Below are 19,446 nucleotides of genomic sequence, written 5' to 3'. Positions count from 1 at the left end.
CAGGCTAGCGAGTATGCAATCTTGCCAATTTAGGAATTCGGAACTGTACTCCAATCCTGCCCGCCGTGCCGACAGTGGCCCACATTGTTACACTTAACCTATAGAATAGCGGCTTCGATGTCATCCTTGCTTTTTTATCCATGTCTCCCGACGACTACTGCCAGCAAAAGACCGCCCAGAGCGGCTCCAGTTTTTACTACAGCTTCCTGTTCCTGGCGCCGGAGCGCCGCCGCGCAATCACCGCGCTGTATGCCTTTTGCCGCGAAGTCGATGACACCGTGGACGAGTGCACAGACGAGTCGATCGCCCGCATCAAGCTGGCCTGGTGGCGCAAGGAAATCGCCAATATGTACGAAGGCCAGCAGACCCACCCTGTCACGCTGGCGTTGCAGCCACATCTGGCACCCTACAATCTGCAGCAGCAGCACCTGCAAGCCATCATCGACGGCATGGAAATGGATCTGAACCAGACCCGCTACCTCGACTACACGGCGCTGAGCAAGTACTGCTGGCACGTGGCCAGCGTGGTGGGCATCCTGTCGGCCAGCATCTTCGGCGCGACCAGGCCGGAGACATTGCAGTACGCGGAAAAACTGGGCCACGCCTTCCAGCTGACCAACATCATCCGCGACGTCGGCGAAGATGCGCGCAAGGGCCGCATCTACCTGCCGGTCAACGAGCTGCAGCAGTTCAACGTCACCGCCGCCGACCTGCTCAACGCGCGCCACACCGAGAATTTCGAGAAGCTGATGGCCTTCCAGGCCGCCCGCGCGCAGAAGGTCTACGACGAAGCGTTCGCGCTGCTGCCGAAGGAAGACCGCCGCGCCCAGCGCCCCGGCCTGATGATGTCCGCCATCTACCGCACGCTGCTGACCGAGGTGGAGGCCGACGGCTTCCACGTGCTCACGCAGCGCATTTCGCTGACGCCTATCCGCAAGCTCTGGCTGGCGTGGAAGACCTACATTCGTGGCTGAGCAAGTGCAGGACAAGCGCGCCGGCAAGTGTGAGCCAGGCCTGACTTCGCGTTCGGTCGCCGTGATCGGCGGCGGCTGGGCCGGTTGCGCGGCGGCCGTCGAGCTGGCGCGCGCCGGTTACAAGGTCACGCTGTTCGAAGCGGCGCGCACCCTGGGCGGCCGCGCACGCCGCATCGAGACCGACCACCGGCACCTGGACAACGGTCAGCACATCCTGCTGGGCGCCTACAGCGCCACCCTGCGGCTGATGAAGCTGGCCGGCGTCGACCGCGACTTAGCCTTGCTGTCGCTGCCGCTGCAAATGCGCTACCCGCCCGGCACCGGCGGCATGGACTTCCTGGCGCCGCGCCTGCCCGCGCCGCTGCACCTGGCGCTGGCGCTGCTGCGCGCGCAAGGCCTGGAGCGCGCCGATAAACTCAGCCTGGCGCGCTTCTCCACCACCGCGCGCTGGATGGGCTGGCGCCTGCATGCCGATTGCAGCGTGTCCGAACTGCTGGAACGCTTCGACCAGACCCCGCGCCTGATCCAGCTGATGTGGCGCCCACTGTGCCTGGCCGCGTTGAACACGCCGCCGGAGCGGGCCTCCGCCCAGATCTTCCTCAACGTGCTGCGCGACAGCCTGGGCGCCAAACGCAGCGCCTCGGACATGCTGCTGCCGCGCGCCGACCTGTCGGCCCTGCTGCCCGAAGCGGCGGGCGCCCTGGTCGAAGCACACGGCGGCTCGATCCGCACCGGCGCCAAGGTGCGCGCGCTGCGCTCCATCGAAGGCCGCCTGTGGCAGCTCGACATCAGCGGCGCGGCCGTGGGCGGCAACTGGAGCACCTATTTCAGCGGCGCGGTGCTGGCCACAGGCGCCAGCCAGGCGGCCGCGCTGCTGCACGAGATACCGGATTGCGACACCAGCACCGTCTGCAGCCAGCTGACCGCCTTCGAACCGGAAGCGATCACCACCTGCTACCTGCAATACGACCCGGCCACGCGGCTGGCGCTGCCCTTCTTCGCCCTGCTGGACGATCCGGACAACTACCAATGGGGCCAGTTCGTGTTCGACCGCGGCCAGCTGGACGCCGGCCAGGCCGGCCTGCTGGCGGTGGTCATCAGCGCCTCGGGCAGCGCCGCGGAGCAAAGCCAGGATTTGCTGGCGGAAGCGGTCGCGGTCCAGCTGGCGGTGGCCTTCCAGCGCCCGGAGCTGGGGCGTCCCAACTGGTTCAAGGTCATCACCGAAAAGCGCGCCACCTACGCCTGCACGCCGGGGCTGGCCCGCCCGGCCAACGACATCGGCCTGCCCGGCCTGGCCATCGCCGGCGACTACACCGCCGGCGACTACCCGGCCACGCTGGAATCGGCGGTCCGCAGCGGCGTCGCCGCTGCCGCACTGCTCAAGGGGGCTGCCTTCTAGCCCCCCTTTTTTGTCGCCTGCCCCGCTATTTATGCAGCCTGTCACATGCCGATGGCATCCGGGCGAGCGCTTGCGTACAGTAGCATCATCGACAAAAGACAATAATTGGAATCAACATGAACCTCGCCCTCAGCCTGAAAACCCTCGCCCTGGTCGCCTTCGTCGCCGCCAGCACGGTCGCCATCGTGCAGACCAAGCCGGTGGCGGAGAGCGCGATGGCCGTGGCTCACAACAGCGCAACATTAGGTATTTGATATCATGAACAAGCAGGCATACCTCGACGCGCTCAAACAGGCCATGCAGGGACTGCCCCCGGAAACGGTGGCCAAGACCCTGGCCTACTACGAGCAGCGCTTCATCGACGGCCTGGTGGCCGGCCGCAGCGAGGCCGAGGTCTACAAGGAACTCGACGAGCCGCGCAAAGTTGCCATGACGCTGCGCGCCAACGTCCACCTGAACGCCTTCGAACAGAAGAAAACCCCGGTCAACCTGGCCCGCGTGGTGGTCTCCTTCATCGGCCTGGCGATCTTCAACCTCTTCATGGTGATCCCGGCAATGGTGTACGCCTCGCTGCTGGGCGCCGTGTACATCTCGGCCTTCGGCTTCTACATCGGCGGCGTGGCCCTGGTGGCGAGCGGCCTGTCCGGCCAGAACGAGCTGGCGCTGGAAGGCCCGCTGCGCCACGTGATGGAGTTCACCAACGCCCACTTCGACTCGAAGGAAGAACAAGAGTCGGCCGAAGGCTGGCGCATGGCGATCAACAGCATGGGCGTCCAGATCAACAAGGAACCGGACGCCCAGGACAGCAGCAGCAGCGGCGACGAAAACCTGAGCCGCAGCGGACGCCTGCTGAACCGCGCCGAGGCGGTGGCCACCGGCGACCTGCACATCACCACGGATTTCGACAACGGCGCGCGCACCAGCCAGTCGCTGATCGGCTTCGGCCTGATACTGGGCGGGATAGGCCTGTGCCTGATCAGCATCGTCGCCACCCGCTACACGCTGATCGGCCTGCGACGGTATGTCGCAATGAATGTGTCCCTGCTTCGCGGACGCTAAGGAGTCATGAACATGCGCGCTTTATTAAAAATCGGTACCAGCCTGCTGCTGCTGTCCTTCGTCCTGATCGGCATCAGCTACAGCATGCTCAAGGCCTATGGCAGCACCAGCCCGACCAGTTCGGCCGGGCGCTCCCTGGGCAGCGAAACCCGCAAGATCGACGCCATGGCCACGGCCATTGAGCTCAGCGGACCGATAGACCTGATCCTGATCCAGGGTCCGGTGGCCTCGCTGAAGGTGCGCGGCGAACAGCGCTCGCTGGCCAATATCGAGACCATCCAGGATGGCCGCGACCTGCACATCGGCACCAAGGGCATGCTGCTCAATCCGCGCCATCCGCTGCAGGTGGAACTGATACTGCCGCAACTGGAAGAGCTGGTCGTGCGCAGCAGCGGCGACACCAAGGTCTCAGGTTTCACCGGCGACAAACTGGACTTGCAGCTGCACGGCTCGGGCAATGTGAACTTCACCGGCCGCTATCGCGAACTGAGCGCCGGCGCCCACGGCAGCGGCCACCTGAACCTGAACGCGGGCAGCAGCGAGAATGTGGAACTGGAGATGGTGGGCTCGGGCCAGATCACCTCATCCGGCAGCTGCAAGACGCTGACGGCTGAACTGACCGGCTCCGGCGACCTCGATGCGCGCCACCTGGCGTCGGAAAAGGTGACGGTCAACCTCAAGGGCTCGGGCACCAGCCAGGTGTTCGCCAAGCAGTCGGCCGACCTGACCCTGCGCGGCAGCGGCGATATCCGCGTGATGGGCAATCCCGACAACCGCAACGTCAGCCGCACCGGTTCGGGCGACGTGACCTGGGAATAACGATCTAGCTGCGCGCCAGCCAGGCCAGGACATCGCGTCCTGCCGCCTGGCCGCCGGCCAGGCAGGCCGTCAGCAGATAGCCGCCGGTCGGCGCTTCCCAGTCGACCATCTCGCCGGCCACGAACACGCCCGGCGCCGATTTCAGCATCGTCCCTTCCAAGGCATCCCAACGCACGCCGCCGGCGCTGCTGATCGCTTCGTCGATCGGGCGTGGGCGCAGCAGCCGCACCGGCAGGTGCTTGATCGCCTGCGCCAGCTGGTCCTCGTCCGCATACTGCTCCTTGCTCAGGCATTCGCGCAGCAGGCCGGCCTTCACACCCTTGATTCCCAGGCGGCTTTGCAGATGGCTGGCCATCGAACGCGCGCCGCGCGGCCGCGCCACTTCGTCCGCTACGCGTTGCGCGGTCAGGTCGGGCAGCAGGTCGAGGTAGATCGTGGTGGAGCCGTCGGCGGCGATCTGGTCGCGCAAGGCGGCCGACAAGGCGTAGATCAAGCTGCCCTCGATGCCGCCCTGGGTGACGACGAACTGGCCCTGCTTGCGGAAGGCCTTGCCGTCCGCGCCGGTCGAAACGATGGCGACGGTGGTCAGCGGTTCGCCCGCGTGGCGGCTGCTGAAATGTTCGCTCCAGGCGACATCGAAGCCGCAGTTGGCGGGCGCCAGCGGCGCCACGCCAGCGCCGCGCGCCTCCAGCAAAGGCACCCAGGCGCCGTCGGAACCCAATCGCGCCCAGCTGCCGCCGCCCAACGCCAATATCACCGCGTCGGCTTGCACCAGCAACTCGCCGTCCGGCGTATTCAGCACCAGCGCATCGTCGCGCCAACCCAGCCAACGGTGGCGCATGTGGAACTGCACGCCGCTCTCGCGCAGCCGGTGCAGCCAGGCGCGCAGCAGCGGCGCCGCCTTCATATCGGTCGGGAACACGCGGCCGGACGTGCCGACAAACGTATCGACACCCAAGCCATGCACCCAGTCCCGCACATCCTGCGGGCCGAACGCGTCCAGCATGGGGCGCAGCGGCGCAGAACCCTTGCCGTAGCGCGTGACGAAGTCCGCATACGGCTCGGCGTGGGTGATGTTCATGCCGCCGCGGCCGGCCAACAGGAACTTGCGGCCGACCGACGGCATCGCGTCATAAACATCGACACGCGCCCCGCCGTGCGCCAGGGTTTGGGCGGCCATCAGGCCGGCGGGGCCGCCGCCGATGACGGCAACGCGAAAAGGTGTCAAACTAGACTGCATGCATTCGGTCCGATATGAGACATTGTTAGAGGAGACATGATGGGCGCGACATTCTGGATGAAACGCTATTTACAGGCCGCGGTGCCCTTGTTTGCGATACTGGCGGCGGTGGAATGGATCAAAGGCTCGACCACGCGCGAAGACTATCTGAGCGCCGCCGTCTGGGCGCTGGCCGCAGCCGGCATTTTCACCTATGCCGCGTGGCGGCGCTACCGCAACGCCAAGGCCTGCGGCATGTGCGACGACCTGGCCGCTGCGCGCAATGCCGGCGCCAAGGCAAAGAAACCTTGAGCGGCTGCTTCAGCCGCCGGTGACGGGCGGGAAGAACGCCACCTCGGCGCCGTCGGCCAGCGCCGCATCGGCGCCGCACATCACCTGGTTGCAGGCCATGCGCAGAGCGGGATTCCCCAACGCCTGCTGCCAGGCGTCGCCGCGCGCGGCCAGGTGGGCGCGCAAGTCGCCCACGGTGCCGACACCAGCCGGCAGCTCCAGCGTCTCGGACGACGCACCCAGCGCCTCGCGCACGCTGGCGAAAAATTTGACAGTAACAGCCATCAGTACATTAACTCGCTAAACGGTATAAATCGAACCGTGTCCCCGGCGGCGATGGTCTGGCCCGGCGGATTATCGATCACGCCGTCGCCCCACACCGTCGACGTCAAAACGCCGGAACTCTGGTTGGTGAACAGTTCCAGGCCGCCGGCGGCATTGATGCGGGCGCGCAGGAACTCGTTGCGCTTGTCCGCCTTCGGCCAGTGGAAATCGGCGCGCATCGCGAACGAGCGCGGCGCCAGCCCTTCCGTCACGCCTTGCAGGCGAAGGAGGAAAGGCCGCACAAACATCAGGAAAGTGATAAAGCTCGACACCGGATTACCCGGCAGGCCGACAAAGAACGCCTTGCCCACCTCGCCGAACGCCAGCGGCTTGCCCGGCTTGACGGCGATCTGCCACATATTCAGCTTGCCCTCCGCCTCGACGGCAGGCTTGATGTGATCCTCCTCGCCGACCGAAACGCCGCCGGAAGTGATGATCAAATCATGGGCCTGCGCGCACTCGCGCAGCACCGAGCGCGTGGCATCCAGCGAATCGGGCACGATGCCGAAGTCGCTGATCTCGCAGCCCAGGTTTTCCAGCAGCGCGCGCAGCGTGAAGCGGTTGGAGTTGTAGATGGCGCCAGGCGCCAGCGGCTCGCCCGGCATCGTCAACTCGTCGCCGGTGAAGAACACGGCCACGCGCAGCTTGCGCTTGACCGGCAATTCGGCCAGTCCGACCGATGCCGCCAGCCCCAGCTCCTGGCTGCGCAGGCGCGTGCCGGACGGCAGAATCACGCTGCCGTTGGTGATGTCCTCGCCGGCGCGGCGTATCCATTCGCCGGACTTCGGCGCATGGCGTATCGTCACCAGATTGCCCACCAGTTCGCACTGTTCCTGCATCACGACTGCATCCGCGCCCTCGGGGATCAGCGCGCCGGTGAAGATGCGCGCAGCGGTCCCCGGCAGCAAAGGCTGGCCGACATGGCCGGCCGGAATGCGCTGCGACACCGTCAGCGCCGCATTGCCGCCGACGCAATCGGCTGCGCGCACCGCGTAGCCGTCCATCTGCGTGTTGTCGCGGCCCGGCACGTTCATCTCCGACACCTGCGCCTTCGCCAGCACGCGGCCGTTGGCCGTCAGCGTCGGCACCACTTCCACGTCGGCCAGCGGACGCGCGGCGGCGGCCATCAGAGCCAGCGCTTCGCCGACCGCCAGCAGGGGTTTGGGCTGAAACTTGGGCTTGGATTCGTCGCTCATTTTTTACAGGCCGGTGTTCGTGGCGATGTAGGCTTTCATCTTCTCCACGTCCGGCGGCATGACGACGAACTTCTGCGGCAGATCTTCGATGTTCTCGAAGCCTTCCGGACGTTCGGCGTCCTCGCCCAGCGCATCGAGGATGGTTTCGTTGAACTTGGCGGCCAGCGCGGTCTCCAGCACGATCATCGTCACGCCCGGCTCCAGGTTCTCGCGCGCGACCTTGATGCCGTCGGCGGTGTGGGTGTCGATGACGATGCCGTAATCGTCGGCCACGTCGCGGATGGTGTTCAGGCGGTCGTCATGGGTGGACTTGCCGGACTTGAAGCCGTACTTGGCCACCAGCTTGAACTCGTCGCCATCGGCGCCCGGCTTGCCGGACAAGTCGAAGCCGCCGTGGGTTTCCACTTTCTGGAACAGCGCGCGGGTACGGTCGCCGTCGCGGCCCACCAGGTCGTAGATGAAGCGCTCGAAGTTGGACGCCTTGGAGATGTCCATCGACGGGCTGCTGGTGTGATAGGTCTCGGACGACTTGCGCACGCGGTAGACGCCGGTGCGGAAGAATTCGTCGAGCACGTCATTTTCATTGGTGGCGGCGACCAGCTTGTCGATCGGCAGGCCCATCATGCGGGCGATGTGGCCGGCGCAGATGTTGCCGAAGTTCCCCGACGGGACGGTGAACGACACCTTCTGGTCGTTGGACGTAGTCGCCGACAGGTAGCCCCGGAAGTAGTACACCACCTGCGCCACGACGCGCGCCCAGTTGATCGAATTGACGGTGCCGATCTTCTGCTTGGCCTTGAACGGCAGGTCGTTGGAGACCGCCTTGACCATGTCCTGCGCGTCGTCGAACACGCCTTCGATGGCGATGTTGAAGATATTCGGATCCTGCAGCGAGAACATCTGCGCGGTCTGGAAGGCGCTCATCTTCTTGTGCGGCGATAGCATGAACACGCGGATGCCCTGCTTGCCGCGCATCGCGTATTCGGCGGCGCTGCCGGTATCGCCGGAGGTGGCGCCGAAGATGTTCAGCTGCGCGTTCTGCTTGGCCAGCGTGTATTCGAACAGATTACCGAGCAACTGCATTGCCATGTCCTTGAAGGCCAGGGTCGGGCCGTTGGACAGCGCCTGCAATACCAGCCTGGTGCCGTTTTCGCCCTCTTCCAGCACGCGCAGCGGCGTGATCTGGGATGCTTTTTCGCCTTTGCGGGCGTTCTTGTAGACTTCCTTGGTGTAGGTCTTGGCGGTCAGCGCGCGCAGGTCGGCTTCAGGAATATCGGTCGCGAACTTCTTCAGAATCTCGAATGCCAGGTCGGCATAGGACAGCTGGCGCCAGGCATCCAGTTCGGCGCCGGTCACTTGCGGATAGGCGGTCGGCAGGAACAGGCCGCCGTCGACGGCCAGGCCGCCCAGAAGGATGTCGGAGAATTGTTGGGAAGACGAAGCGGCGGCCGATGCGGCGGCGCGGGTAGACACGTATTGCATAGATTAGAAAGTCCGGTTGAGCTAACGGCTAAAAGGCAGAACGGTGCGAAGCGAGCGGATATTATAGTGCGCCCGGCCGATTCCCGTAAAATCCTGTTGTTTTGCCATCACCCAACCCTGGGGTCAAGTCTGACATTCGGACACGAGCTCTGCCCTAGCAGCCGCTACGGCAGAGCTCGTGTCCGAATGTCAGACTTGACCCCAGTAGTATGACCCAGTAGTAATCAGCAAGCCGCGTGGTTCACCGTGATCACGTGGATCGCCAGGCCGCCCAGCGACGTTTCCTTGTACTTGGCCTGCATGTCGGCGCCGGTCTGGCGCATGGTTTCGATCACTTCGTCCAGGCTGACGAAGTGGGTGCCGTCGCCCTTCAGCGCCAGCGAGGCGGCGGTGATCGCCTTGACCGCTCCCATGCCGTTACGCTCGATGCACGGAATCTGCACCAGGCCGCCGATCGGGTCGCAGGTCATGCCCAGGTGATGCTCGATGCCGATTTCGGCCGCGTTCTCGATCTGGGCGTTGGTGCCGCCCAGCGCCGCCACCAGCCCGGCCGCAGCCATCGCGCAGGCCACGCCCACTTCGCCCTGGCAGCCGATTTCCGCGCCGGAGATCGACGCGTTACGCTTGCACAGCATGCCGATGGCGGCAGCCGTCAGCATGAAGTTGCGCACGCCGGTGACAGGGTCGCTGGGCTTGCAGTCTTCCGCGTAGTAGCGCAGCACCGCCGGAATGATGCCGGCCGCGCCATTGGTCGGCGCCGTGACGACACGGCCGCCGGCGGCGTTTTCCTCGTTGACCGCCATCGCGTACAGGCTGACCTGGTGCAGCGCATCGTGCGGCAGGTCGTTGGCGCGGTTGTCGGAGGCCTTGGCGTCGCTGGCCTGCTTCCACAGGTTGGCGGCGCGGCGCTTGACGTTCAAGCCGCCCGGCAGCTGGCCCGGCGTGTCCAGGCCATGGGCGATACAGTCGCGCATCACATGCCAGATCTTGTCGATGCCGGCGTTGACTTCCTCGTCGCTGCGCTTGACGTTTTCGTTCGTGCGCAGCATCTGCGGTATGGTCAGGCCGGTGCGCTCGCCATGGGCCAGCAGCTGGTCCATCGTATCGAAGGCGAATGGAATCTCGGCAGCCGGCGCGCTGCCCACCGTCGGCGCGGCCTGGTGGGCCTCGCCCTCCTCCTTGATGAAGCCACCGCCGACGGAGTAGTACACCTTGCTGAAGGTGCTGCCGTCGGCGCGCGTCAGCGTGAAGCGCATGCCGTTCGGGTGCTCGGCCAGCGATTCGGCCATGTGGAACACCAGGTTGACGCCGCGCTTGAACGGCACCTTGTGGGTGCCCAGCAGACGCAGTTCGCCGGCCTGCTCGGCCTGCGCCAGCTGGACGTCGACGCTGGTCGGCACCACGTCCTGCGGGGTTTCGCCCATCAGACCCAGGATCACCGCCTTGTCGGTCGCGTGGCCGATGCCGGTCAGCGCCAGCGAACCATACAGCTCGGCGGTGACGCCGGTGACATCGTCCAGCGGAGCGCTATCGAGCAGAAAACGGCGTGCCGCCACCATCGGCCCCACAGTGTGGGAACTCGACGGCCCAATGCCGATTTTAAACAGGTCGAATACGCTCATGTCCATCAGATGTCTCTCTTTTTTATAGTGTGTTGAATTACGCTGCTTTGCCCAGGTGGACGTCGACGTTGGCCAGCATGTCGGCCACCATCTCGTCGACGCCGATGCGGGCTTTCCAGCCCCAGTCCGCGGTCGCGGTGGCGTCGTCCAGGCTTTGCGGCCAGGTGTCGGCGATGGCCTGGCGGCTGTCCGGCTTGTAGCCGATCTTGAAGTCCGGCAGTGCGCGGGTGATCGCGGCGGCCAGTTGCTCGGGGTTGAAGGATACACCGGCCACATTGTATGCGGAACGGACCTTCACTTGTGCTGCCGGCGCGTCCATCAGTTCGATGGTGGCGCGGATCGCATCGGGCATGTAGATCATCGGCAGCGTGGTCTGCGGGCCGAGGAAGCACTCATAGCGTTCGCCGCGCAGCGCCGAGTGGAAGATGGCGATGGCGTAGTCGGTGGTGCCGCCGCCCGGTGGCGACTTGAAGCTGATGATGCCTGGGTAGCGGATCGAACGCACGTCCACGCCATACTTGATGAAGTAGTACTCGCACAGGCGCTCGCCGGCCAGCTTGCTGATGCCGTAGATCGTGGTCGGGTCCATCACCGTGGTTTGCGGCGTGTTCACGGCCGGGGTGTTCGGGCCGAAGGCGGCGATCGACGAAGGCCAGAAGATGCGCAGCGGCTTGCCGATGGCGCCGCGTTCGCGCGCCACTTCCAGGATGTTGAGCAGGCCGTCCATGTTCAGCGTCCAGGCTTTCAGCGGCGCCGCTTCGCCGGTGGCCGACAGCATCGCCGCCAGCTGGTAGACCTGGGTGATGCCCTCGTCGGTGACTAGCGCCGACAGCGCGACCTTATCCAGCACGTTGAGCGTGGTGTAGCGCGCCGCGTTGTACAGATTGGTCGGGCTGATGTCGGCGGCGATGACGTTCTGCGCGCCGTGTTGAGCGGCCAGCGCTTCTACCAGCTCGCTGCCGATCTGGCCATTGGCGCCGATAACGAGGATGCGTTCTTGAGTGTTCATATTATTGTTCCTGACGATTTTCATGTTTAGTTCTTCAGCAGGCCGAGTTCATGGCCTGCCTGTTCGAATGCTTTGAGCACGGTTTCCAGCTGCGCGCGGGTGTGGGCCGCCGACAGCTGGACACGCACGCGCGCCTGGCCCATCGGGACCACCGGGTAGAAGAAGCCGCTGAGCAGAACGCCCAGCTCATACATTCGTGCCGCGAATTTCTGCGCGACGGGCGCGTCGAACAACATGACAGGAACGACAGGGTGCGTACCCGGCTTGATGGTGAAGCCGATACGCTCGATCTCCTTGCGGAAGAAGGCGGTGTTTTCGTGCAGGCGGTCGCGCAGCTCGGTCGATTCCGACAGTCTTTGCAGCACGGCCAGCGAGGCGCCGGCGATCGAAGGCGCCAGCGTGTTCGAGAACAGGTAAGGACGCGATTTCTGGCGCAGCATGTCGATCACTTCCTTGCGCGCCGAGGTGAAGCCGCCCATCGCGCCGCCCAGGGCCTTGCCCAGGGTGCCGGTGATGATGTCGATGCGGCCCATGACGTTGTGGTGCTCGTGCGTGCCGCGGCCGGTCGCGCCCATGAAGCCGGAGGCATGGCACTCGTCGATCATCACCAGCGCGCCGTATTTGTCGGCCAGGTCGCAGATCTTGTCCAGCTGGGCGATGGTGCCGTCCATCGAGAACACGCCGTCGGTGACGATGACTTTATGGCGCTTGCCGGCGGCCGCTTGCAGCTGCACTTCCAGGTCTGCCATATCGTTATGGGCATAGCGGAAGCGCGCGGCCTTGCACAGGCGGATGCCGTCGATGATCGACGCGTGGTTCAGCGCGTCCGAGATGATGGCGTCGTTCTCGTCGAACAGCGGCTCGAACACGCCGCCGTTGGCGTCGAAGGCGGCCGCGTACAGGATGGTGTCTTCGGTGCCGAGGAACTTGGAGATCGCCTGCTCCAGCTGCTTGTGCACGGTCTGGGTGCCGCAGATGAATCGTACCGACGACAGGCCGTAGCCATACTTCTCGGTCGCCTCAATGGACGCCTGCGCCACCCACTCCTGGCCGGACAAGCCCAGGTAGTTGTTGGCGCACATATTGATCAGCATTCGACCATCCTCGCTCGTCACTTCCGCGCCCTGGCGCGAAGCCAGCACGCGCTCTGGCTTGTAGAGGCCCTGCTCGCGCAATTGGTCGAGGTTCTGCTGCAGGCCGCTGAAGAAGGTGGTTTTTGCTGGAATGGTCATGATGGGTCCCTGTCTGTGGTACGATTTCACTGCGTTATACGAAATCCGTTATGTCGAACTCAAATTCAATATATCGAATATTACAGAACACCAGTGAACTGCGCAAGCCATGCGCGCGCGGCGATTCACTTGAAATTTAGCCCATCTGCCGAATAAAACAATGAATACTCCCGTTTCGACGAATGCACCTCCAGAAGTCGGCGCCGCCCTGCAGCGGCTGCGCCTGGCCCGTGGCCTGACGCTGGAGGATTTGTCCCGCATCGCCGGCGTCTCCAAATCGATGCTGTCCCAGATCGAGCGGGAAAAGGCGAATCCGACCATCGCCATCACCTGGCGGCTGGCCAACGCGCTGGGCGTGCAGATCGGCGAGCTGCTGGCGACGGCCGAGCGGCAGACCGAGACGGTGCGCGTGATCGAGGCGCACGAGATCCCCACCCTGCCCGGCCATCACGCCGGTTATGTGCTGCGCATACTGGGTCCGCTGGAGCTGGCCAGCAAATATGAGTGGTATGAACTGACGCTGGTGCCTGGTGGCGAACTGGCCTCGCAGGGCCATGATCCCGGCGCGCAGGAGCACCTGACGCTGCTGCACGGTTCGGTGGAGGTGGAGGTCGGCCCGGACAAGAAGAAGGTAAAGCTGGGCAGCACGGCGCGCTACCCGGGAGACCAGCAGCACATCATCCGCAACGTCGGCAAGACCGAGGCGAAGGCGCTGCTGGTGGTGATACACCGATAAGCTTAACTATTTACCAATTTGCTTCACGCTCCGGCGTGGAGCTGATGCGGTGGATCGACAGGTCGGCGCCCTGGAACTCTTCCTCCGGGTCCAGGCGCAGGCCCAGCGTGGCTTTGAGCGCTCCGTAGATGGCAAAGCCGCCCGCCAGCGCAATCGCCACGCCCAGCGCGGTGCCGCCCAGCTGCGCGGCGAACGATACGCCGCCTATGCCGCCCAGCGCCTTCTGCCCAAAGATGCCCGCCGCGACGCCGCCCCAGGCGCCGCACAGGCCGTGCAGCGGCCACACGCCCAGCACGTCGTCGATCTTCCATTTGTTTTGCGCCAGGGTGAACATCCACACAAACACCGCGCCGGCGATGCAGCCGGTGGCCAGCGCGCCCAGCGGGTGCATCAGGTCGGAGCCGGCGCACACCGCCACCAGCCCGGCCAGCGGACCGTTGTAGGCGAAGCCGGGATCGTTCTTCCCCATCAGCAGCGCGACCAGCGTGCCGCCGACCATGGCCATCAGCGAGTTGACGGCGACCAGGCCGTTCATCTTGTCCAGCGCCTGCGCGCTCATGACGTTGAAGCCGAACCATCCCACCGTCAAAATCCACGCGCCCAGCGCCAGGAAGGGAATCGACGACGGCGGATGGGCGGCGATGGCGCCGTTCTTCATGTAGCGTCCACGGCGCGCGCCGAGCAGCAGCACCGCCGGCAGCGCGATCCAGCCGCCCACCGCGTGCACCACCACCGAGCCGGCGAAGTCGTGGAACTCGGCGCCGAAGGCCGAGGCCAGCCACTCCTGCACGCCGAAGCGGTGGTTCCAGACTATCCCCTCAAAGAACGGATAGACCAGGCCCACCAGCAGCGCGGTGGCGATCAGCTGAGGATGGAAGCGGGCCCGCTCGGCGATGCCGCCCGAGATGATCGCCGGGATGGCGGCGGCAAAGGTCAGCAGGAAGAAGAACTTGACCAGCTCATAGCCGTTCTTGGCGGCCAGCACCTCGGCCGAGGAGAAGAAATTGACGCCATAGGCGATGCTGTAGCCGACGAAAAAATACGCAATCGTCGATACGGCAAAGTCCACCAGGATCTTGACCAGCGCGTTGACCTGGTTTTTCTTGCGCACCGTGCCCAGCTCTAGAAACGCGAAACCGGCATGCATGGCCAAAATCATGATGGCGCCGAGCAATATGAACAATGCATCGGCGCCGTCTTTGTATCCACCCATCAAAATCTCTCCCCAAAATAATGCAAAAATTGACAACGAGTATCGTTAAAAGCAATATTCGTTCCAATTTGGTGCAAATTTTAAGTACTTGATTTCACGGTGTTTTTATTTTGTGCATGAAGCTGCACCAAGGCCGTGCGCACCGAAATAAGGCGTCATGTTGGTGCGCACGGCGTTGGCGGGTCAGATCGGGGCGCCCGGCGGGATCGCCGGCATGGCGCGCAGTTTGACGCTGCGCGGATCGCTCAGGTAGGCCGCTATCAGCTCGGCGGCCTGCTTGCGGCTGTCGGCGGTGACGCCTTTGCCCGGATTTTTCTGCAGCCACTGCGCCAGCTCTCGCGCGGACTGGCGCACTTCCGCCGCCACCTGCGGATGCAGCTTGCCGCCGTCGAGCAGGTTGAGCGTGGCGTCGACCACGACCCAGTTGGCGGCCAGCTGTACCGCCTCGCCACCTGCCACCGAGGCCGGTACCGGCTCGCGCTTCCAGGTCTTTTGCAGCAGCAGCGCCAGCACCTCCTGCACGCCCGGCTGCTGCGCGTCGCGCGCGTGCTGCCAGGCGACGCGGTTGATGCGCGCCGGGTCGAGCAGGAAGCCGGCGGTCTGCGCGGCGCCCGCCTCGGCGATCGAGAAGGCGTCGAACACCGAATCCATACGGGTGGCGAAGTACTCACGGCTGCGTTCATGGCCCATCGCCGGCGGCGTCAGGATATCGAGCACGCCGGCCGGCAACGCCAAATACTCGGCGCGCAGGCTGTCCACCAAACGGCTCAGGGCCTGGCGCTGCACGGCCGCCGGCGTGGCCTTGACGCCAGCCTTGGCGATGCCGGCTTTGACGTCGCCGCTGCTGGCGTAATCGAAATCGCCGCCGCCGATCAAGCGCGCGACGGCCTCGCCCTGATAGCGCTGCAGCAGATAGACGGGAACCAGCCTCGCTTCCAGCTCGCCGATCTGGCGTGCATCCGGCAGCACATCGACCGAGAAGGTTTGCAGCGCGCGCTGGCGCACGGCGCCCAGCTGGTCCCAGGTTTTGATCGAGTCCGGGCCGAAGTCCCACAGCAGGCCGTCGGGATGGCTGGAGCTGGGCGAGCGGTCGTCCTGGTCGCTGGAGTACAGCATGCCGGCCGCGCGCGCATCGGCGCGCAGCTTGGCCAGCGCAGCCTGTTCCTGCGCGCCGCCGCCAAAGTCGCCGTAGATGTACTTGACGATGTAGTCGTCCCACGGCCCCACACCGACACCGTAGGCATCGGCGATATCGACGTTGCCCTTGGCGTCCAGCCTGAGGATGGGGTGCGGGTAATCCATCACCGAGCCATTGCCCATGCGGCTGGCGGCGAAGTTGTGGGCGAAGCCCAGCGTGTGGCCGACCTCGTGCGCGGCCAGCTGGCGCAGGCGCGCCAGCGCCATCGCTTCGGCCAGTTTCTGCTTGTCGGCCGGGGCGTTCCTGCCGTACGGCGCAAGCAGGCTTTCAGCGATCAGGATGTCCTGGCGCACGCGCTGGGAACCCAGCGTGACGGCGCCACGGATGATCTGCCCGGTGCGCGGGTCGGCCAACGCGTTCCCGTAGGACCAGCCGCGCGTGGCGCGGTGCACCCAGTGGATCACGTTGTAGCGGATGTCCATCGCGTCCACGCCCTCGGGCAGCAGCTCGACGCGGTAGGCGTCCTTGAAGCCGGCCTTCTCGAAGGCGCTGGCCCACCAGGAGGCGCCCGCGATGAGGGCCGAGCGCACCGGCTCCGGCGCGCCACGGTCGACGTAGTAAACGATGGGTTTCTTGACGGTGCTGACCGCCGCCGACGGATCGGTCTTTTCAAGGCGGTGCCGCACCTGCCAGTGCACGTCGATGCTGCTGGCGAGCGGCGTGGCGAAGTCGTAGTAGTTGACGTCGAAGCCACCGGAGTACGGATGATAGCTGCGCGGCCGCCAAGCGCCGGCCTGCGCGCCGACGGCGGGCAGGCGCACCATGCTGATGCGCTGGCGCAGCGACAGGCTGCTTGCGTCCGCGGCCACCTGGCGCACGTAGTCGGCCTGGCCCGGACCGGCAAATGTCAGCAGCGCCTCCAGTTCGACGTTGTCGGGAAAGGCCTTGGCCTGCTCGGCCAGCACTGCGCTGCGCGCCGCATCGACCTGATATCCGCCTTGCTTGGCGGCGGCCAGCCGCGCGGCGATGCCGTGGCGGTCGGCCAGCAGGAAGCTGGAGAAATCGACCAGATGGCGTTCGCCCTCGCTGGCGACGATCTCGCCGGACCACAGCACGCCGCTGGCAAACGACTCGGCGACGGCCGCGCGTTCGTCCTTGTCCGCAGAGGCGGCGATGAAGCTGGTGTTCTCCTGCACCAGGAACAGGCGGGCGCCGTGTTTTTCAAAGCGCACCATGCGCATCTCGCCCGGCTGGCCGCGATCGAGGCCGACATCGTTCGAGCCCAGCGCATACGGCAAGGAGCTTAGCAGCAGAAAGGGTTGGCTTAACGACGACACGGAGAGCAGTACCCTGCCCTTGTCCGTGTCGCGCCAGACGTCGATGAAGCCCGGCTGCGATTGCAGGCCGCGCGTGGCATCGACGATCTTCTTCGCCGATGCCGGCGCAGGCGTGGCGGCCGCGCTGTCGGCGGCGCTTGCCAGCCCCGGCGCCGCTGGCGCCACGCCCAGCATCAGGATGGCGAGCAGCAGCGGCCCGGTGGCCGGCGCGGGCCTCACTGCTGGCCTGCGGCTTTGACCGCCTGTGCGGCGCCGTCCATCTTCAGCGCGCGGCTCAGGAAGCCCCAGCGGTCCGCCACTTCCTCGATCTGCTTGGTGGTCGGCTTGCCTGCGCCGTGGCCGGCCTTGCTGTCGATGCGGATCAGGATAGGCGCCGCGCCACCCTGGTCGGCTTGCGCGGTGGCGGCGAACTTGAAGCTGTGCGCCGGCACCACGCGGTCGTCATGGTCGGCCGTGGTAATCATGGTGGCCGGGTAGCAGGTGCCCTTCTTCAGGTTATGCAGCGGCGAGTACTTGATCAGCGCCTTGAACTCGTCGGCGTTGTCGGATGAACCGTAGTCCGAGGTCCATGCCCAGCCGATGGTGAATTTATGGAAGCGCAGCATATCCAGCACGCCCACCTGCGGGATAGCCGCCGCGAACAGGTCCGGACGTTGCGTCATCGTCGCGCCGACCAGCAGGCCGCCGTTGCTGCCGCCGCCGATGGACAGCTTGGCCGGCGACGTCACCTTGTTGGCGATCAGCCATTCAGCCGCGCCGATGAAGTCGTCGAACACGTTCTGCTTCTGCAGCTTGGTGCCTGCCGCGTGCCAGGATTCGCCATACTCGCCGCCGCCGCGCAGGTTGGCCATCACGTAGACGCCGCCCATTTCCAGCCACGCCAGGTTGGCGACCGAGAACGATGGCGTCAGCGAGACGTTGAAGCCGCCGTAGCCGTACAGATAAGTCGGATTGCTGCCGTCCAGCTTCAGGCCTTTTTTCGACACGATGAACATCGGCACCTTGGTGCCATCGCGGCTGGTGAAGAACTCCTGGCGGGTTTCAAACGCGGCCGGGTCGAAGTCCACTTTCGGCTGGCGATACACGCTGCTCTTGTTGGCCTTCAGGTCGTAGCGGTAGATGGTGCTTGGCGTGGTGAAGCTGGTGTACGAATAGAAGGTCTCGGTATCCGTGCGCTTGCCGCCGAAGCCGCCGGCCGAACCCAGGCCTGGCAGTTCAACATCGTGCAGCGGCTTGCCTTTCAGGTCGAACACCTTGACCAGGCTGTGGGCGTCGCTCAGGTAGTCCACCAGCAGTTGGTTGTTGACCACGGAAGCGGACACCATGGTGTTGGCGCTCTCCGGCACGATCTGCTTCCAGTTCAACACGCCGGGCTTGCGGGTGTCGATGGCGACGATGCGTCCGCGCGGCGCATTGCGCTCGGTGCGGAACCAGAACACCATGCCATCGTTGCCGATGAAGTTATACGATGCGTCGAAGTCCTCCAGCAGCGGCACCACCTTGGCGTCCTTGCGCGACAGGTCTTTGTAGTAGACGCGGTTCTTGTTCTCCGTACCCTGCGATGCGGTGATGATCAGGAAGCGGCCGTCTTCGGTGACTTCTCCGCCGAAGCCCCAGTCCTTGTGGTCCGGGCGGTCGTACACCAGCGTGTCCGCGCTTTGCGGCGTGCCGATCTTGTGGAAGTACAGCTTCTGGAAGTAGTTGACGTCGGCCAGTTTGGTCGCTTCCTTCGGCTCGTCGTAGCGGCTGTAGAAGAAGCCGGAACCGTCGTGCAGCCATGCGGTGCTGGAGAACTTCACCCACTTGATGTGGTCTTCGATGTCCTTGCCGCTGTCGATGTCGCGCACCTTGATCTCGTTCCAGTCGGAGCCGGAAGCGGCGGTGCTGTAGGCCAGGTATTTGCCGTTCGGGCTCACCGCCAGGCCGGCCAGGGCGACGGTGCCGTCGGCGGCCAGCGTGTTCGGATCGAGCAGCAGGCGTGGCACGTCGGCCAGCGTCTTCATCGTGTACAGCACCGATTGATTTTGCAGGCCGTCGTTACGGCTGTAGAAATAGCGGCCGCCTTCCTTGAACGGCACGCTGAAGCGCTCGAAGTTCCACAGCTTGGTCAGGCGGCTCTTGATCGCGTCGCGGCCGGGGATCTGCGACAGGTAATTCTGTGTCAGCTTGTTCTGCTCGACGACCCAGGCGTGGGTCTCGTCGCTGTTGGCGTCTTCCAGCCAGCGGTAAGGGTCCGCTACTTTGACGCCGTGATAGTCATCGGTCTGGTCGACGGTGCGGGTGGCGGGATAGTTCACGCCAGGGCCGGCAACGGCGCAGGTTTGGGCGGAGGCGCTGTGCGCCAGCAGGACGGCAGCCACCAGAGCGGCGCGCTTGATATGCTTCATGCGAAAGTC

17 protein-coding genes are annotated in these 19,446 nt (G+C 65.1%); 7 read left to right on the top strand and 10 right to left on the bottom strand.

From position 1 onward, the window contains the following. Positions 1-140: 140 nt before the first annotated feature. The 5 genes from hpnD to DUGA2_RS00565 all read left to right on the top strand — a co-directional run bounded on the left by hpnD (position 141) and on the right by DUGA2_RS00565 (position 4,251). Positions 141-974, top strand: coding sequence for a presqualene diphosphate synthase HpnD (hpnD, locus tag DUGA2_RS00580; RefSeq protein ID WP_070266605.1), 834 nt, complete (start codon positions 141-143; stop codon positions 972-974). Next, positions 967-2,373 (top strand): hydroxysqualene dehydroxylase HpnE, encoded by a 1,407-nt coding sequence (gene hpnE, locus DUGA2_RS00575; protein ID WP_070266604.1) that lies wholly within the window; start codon positions 967-969, stop codon positions 2,371-2,373. The genes hpnD and hpnE overlap by 8 nt, the downstream gene beginning before the upstream one ends. 116 nt (positions 2,374-2,489) lie before the next feature. Beyond that, positions 2,490-2,627 carry a hypothetical protein gene (locus tag DUGA2_RS33950; RefSeq protein WP_008448316.1) on the top strand — a complete coding sequence of 46 codons (138 nt, stop codon included), beginning with the start codon at positions 2,490-2,492 and terminating at the stop codon, positions 2,625-2,627. Positions 2,628-2,631: 4 nt separating this feature from the next. Then, the gene (locus DUGA2_RS00570; protein ID WP_070266603.1) at positions 2,632-3,432 is read left to right on the top strand and encodes a DUF1700 domain-containing protein; all 801 of its coding nucleotides are present in this window, start codon (positions 2,632-2,634) and stop codon (positions 3,430-3,432) included. A 12-nt stretch (positions 3,433-3,444) separates the two neighbouring features. Next, entirely contained in the window at positions 3,445-4,251 is an 807-nt protein-coding gene (locus DUGA2_RS00565; RefSeq protein WP_070267080.1) for a head GIN domain-containing protein, read from the top strand. Positions 4,252-4,255: 4 nt separating this feature from the next. Here DUGA2_RS00565 and DUGA2_RS00560 read toward each other — a convergent pair whose 3' ends face one another. Continuing rightward, on the bottom strand, positions 4,256-5,491 hold the full coding sequence (locus DUGA2_RS00560) for a TIGR03862 family flavoprotein (protein ID WP_070266602.1): 1,236 nt from the start codon (positions 5,489-5,491) through the stop codon (positions 4,256-4,258). 57 nt (positions 5,492-5,548) lie between these two features. Here DUGA2_RS00560 and DUGA2_RS00555 point away from each other — a divergent pair, with 57 nt between their 5' ends. Continuing rightward, entirely contained in the window at positions 5,549-5,782 is a 234-nt protein-coding gene (locus DUGA2_RS00555; RefSeq protein WP_229212155.1) for a hypothetical protein, read from the top strand. 9 nt (positions 5,783-5,791) lie between these two features. Here the strand turns inward: DUGA2_RS00555 and moaD are convergent, their stop codons facing one another. From moaD to kbl, 6 genes are all read right to left on the bottom strand, one after another. Next, on the bottom strand, positions 5,792-6,046 hold the full coding sequence (gene moaD / locus DUGA2_RS00550; protein WP_070266600.1) for a molybdopterin converting factor subunit 1: 255 nt from the start codon (positions 6,044-6,046) through the stop codon (positions 5,792-5,794). Next, positions 6,046-7,281 carry a gephyrin-like molybdotransferase Glp gene (gene glp, locus DUGA2_RS00545; RefSeq protein ID WP_070266599.1) on the bottom strand — a complete coding sequence of 412 codons (1,236 nt, stop codon included), beginning with the start codon at positions 7,279-7,281 and terminating at the stop codon, positions 6,046-6,048. The genes moaD and glp overlap by 1 nt, the downstream gene beginning before the upstream one ends. Before the next feature lie 3 nt (positions 7,282-7,284). Further along, positions 7,285-8,763: a threonine synthase gene (gene thrC / locus DUGA2_RS00540; protein WP_070266598.1), complete on the bottom strand. Its 1,479-nt coding sequence runs from the start codon at positions 8,761-8,763 to the stop codon at positions 7,285-7,287. 224 nt (positions 8,764-8,987) lie between these two features. Next, a complete protein-coding gene (locus DUGA2_RS00535) occupies positions 8,988-10,391 on the bottom strand; it encodes an L-serine ammonia-lyase (protein WP_070266597.1) in 1,404 nt (467 codons plus the stop codon). A 31-nt stretch (positions 10,392-10,422) separates the two neighbouring features. Then, positions 10,423-11,394 (bottom strand): NAD-dependent epimerase/dehydratase family protein, encoded by a 972-nt coding sequence (locus DUGA2_RS00530; protein ID WP_070267079.1) that lies wholly within the window; start codon positions 11,392-11,394, stop codon positions 10,423-10,425. Between the two features lie 26 nt (positions 11,395-11,420). Further along, positions 11,421-12,626 (bottom strand): glycine C-acetyltransferase, encoded by a 1,206-nt coding sequence (kbl, locus tag DUGA2_RS00525; protein ID WP_070266596.1) that lies wholly within the window; start codon positions 12,624-12,626, stop codon positions 11,421-11,423. 160 nt (positions 12,627-12,786) lie between these two features. Between kbl and DUGA2_RS00520 the strand changes: the two genes are divergently transcribed. Further along, positions 12,787-13,362, top strand: a complete 576-nt coding sequence (locus tag DUGA2_RS00520) for a helix-turn-helix domain-containing protein (protein WP_008448302.1) — start codon at positions 12,787-12,789, stop codon at positions 13,360-13,362. 10 nt (positions 13,363-13,372) lie between these two features. On the opposite strand, the gene DUGA2_RS00515 is transcribed toward DUGA2_RS00520, so the two are convergent. The 3 genes from DUGA2_RS00515 to DUGA2_RS00505 form a co-directional block, all read right to left on the bottom strand. Continuing rightward, entirely contained in the window at positions 13,373-14,575 is a 1,203-nt protein-coding gene (locus DUGA2_RS00515; RefSeq protein WP_070266595.1) for an ammonium transporter, read from the bottom strand. 183 nt (positions 14,576-14,758) lie between these two features. Next, entirely contained in the window at positions 14,759-17,269 is a 2,511-nt protein-coding gene (locus tag DUGA2_RS00510; RefSeq protein WP_229214556.1) for a zinc-dependent metalloprotease, read from the bottom strand. After that, entirely contained in the window at positions 17,266-19,437 is a 2,172-nt protein-coding gene (locus DUGA2_RS00505; RefSeq protein WP_141753144.1) for a prolyl oligopeptidase family protein, read from the bottom strand. The genes DUGA2_RS00510 and DUGA2_RS00505 overlap by 4 nt, the downstream gene beginning before the upstream one ends. Positions 19,438-19,446 lie beyond the last annotated feature (9 nt).

Origin of the sequence: Duganella sp. HH101, from assembly GCF_001758795.1 — a bacterium.
GTDB lineage: Bacteria > Pseudomonadota > Gammaproteobacteria > Burkholderiales > Burkholderiaceae_D > Rugamonas > Rugamonas rivuli.
The sequence above is the reverse complement of the archived record's forward strand: the minus strand, read 5'-3'. Positions and strand labels throughout refer to the sequence as shown.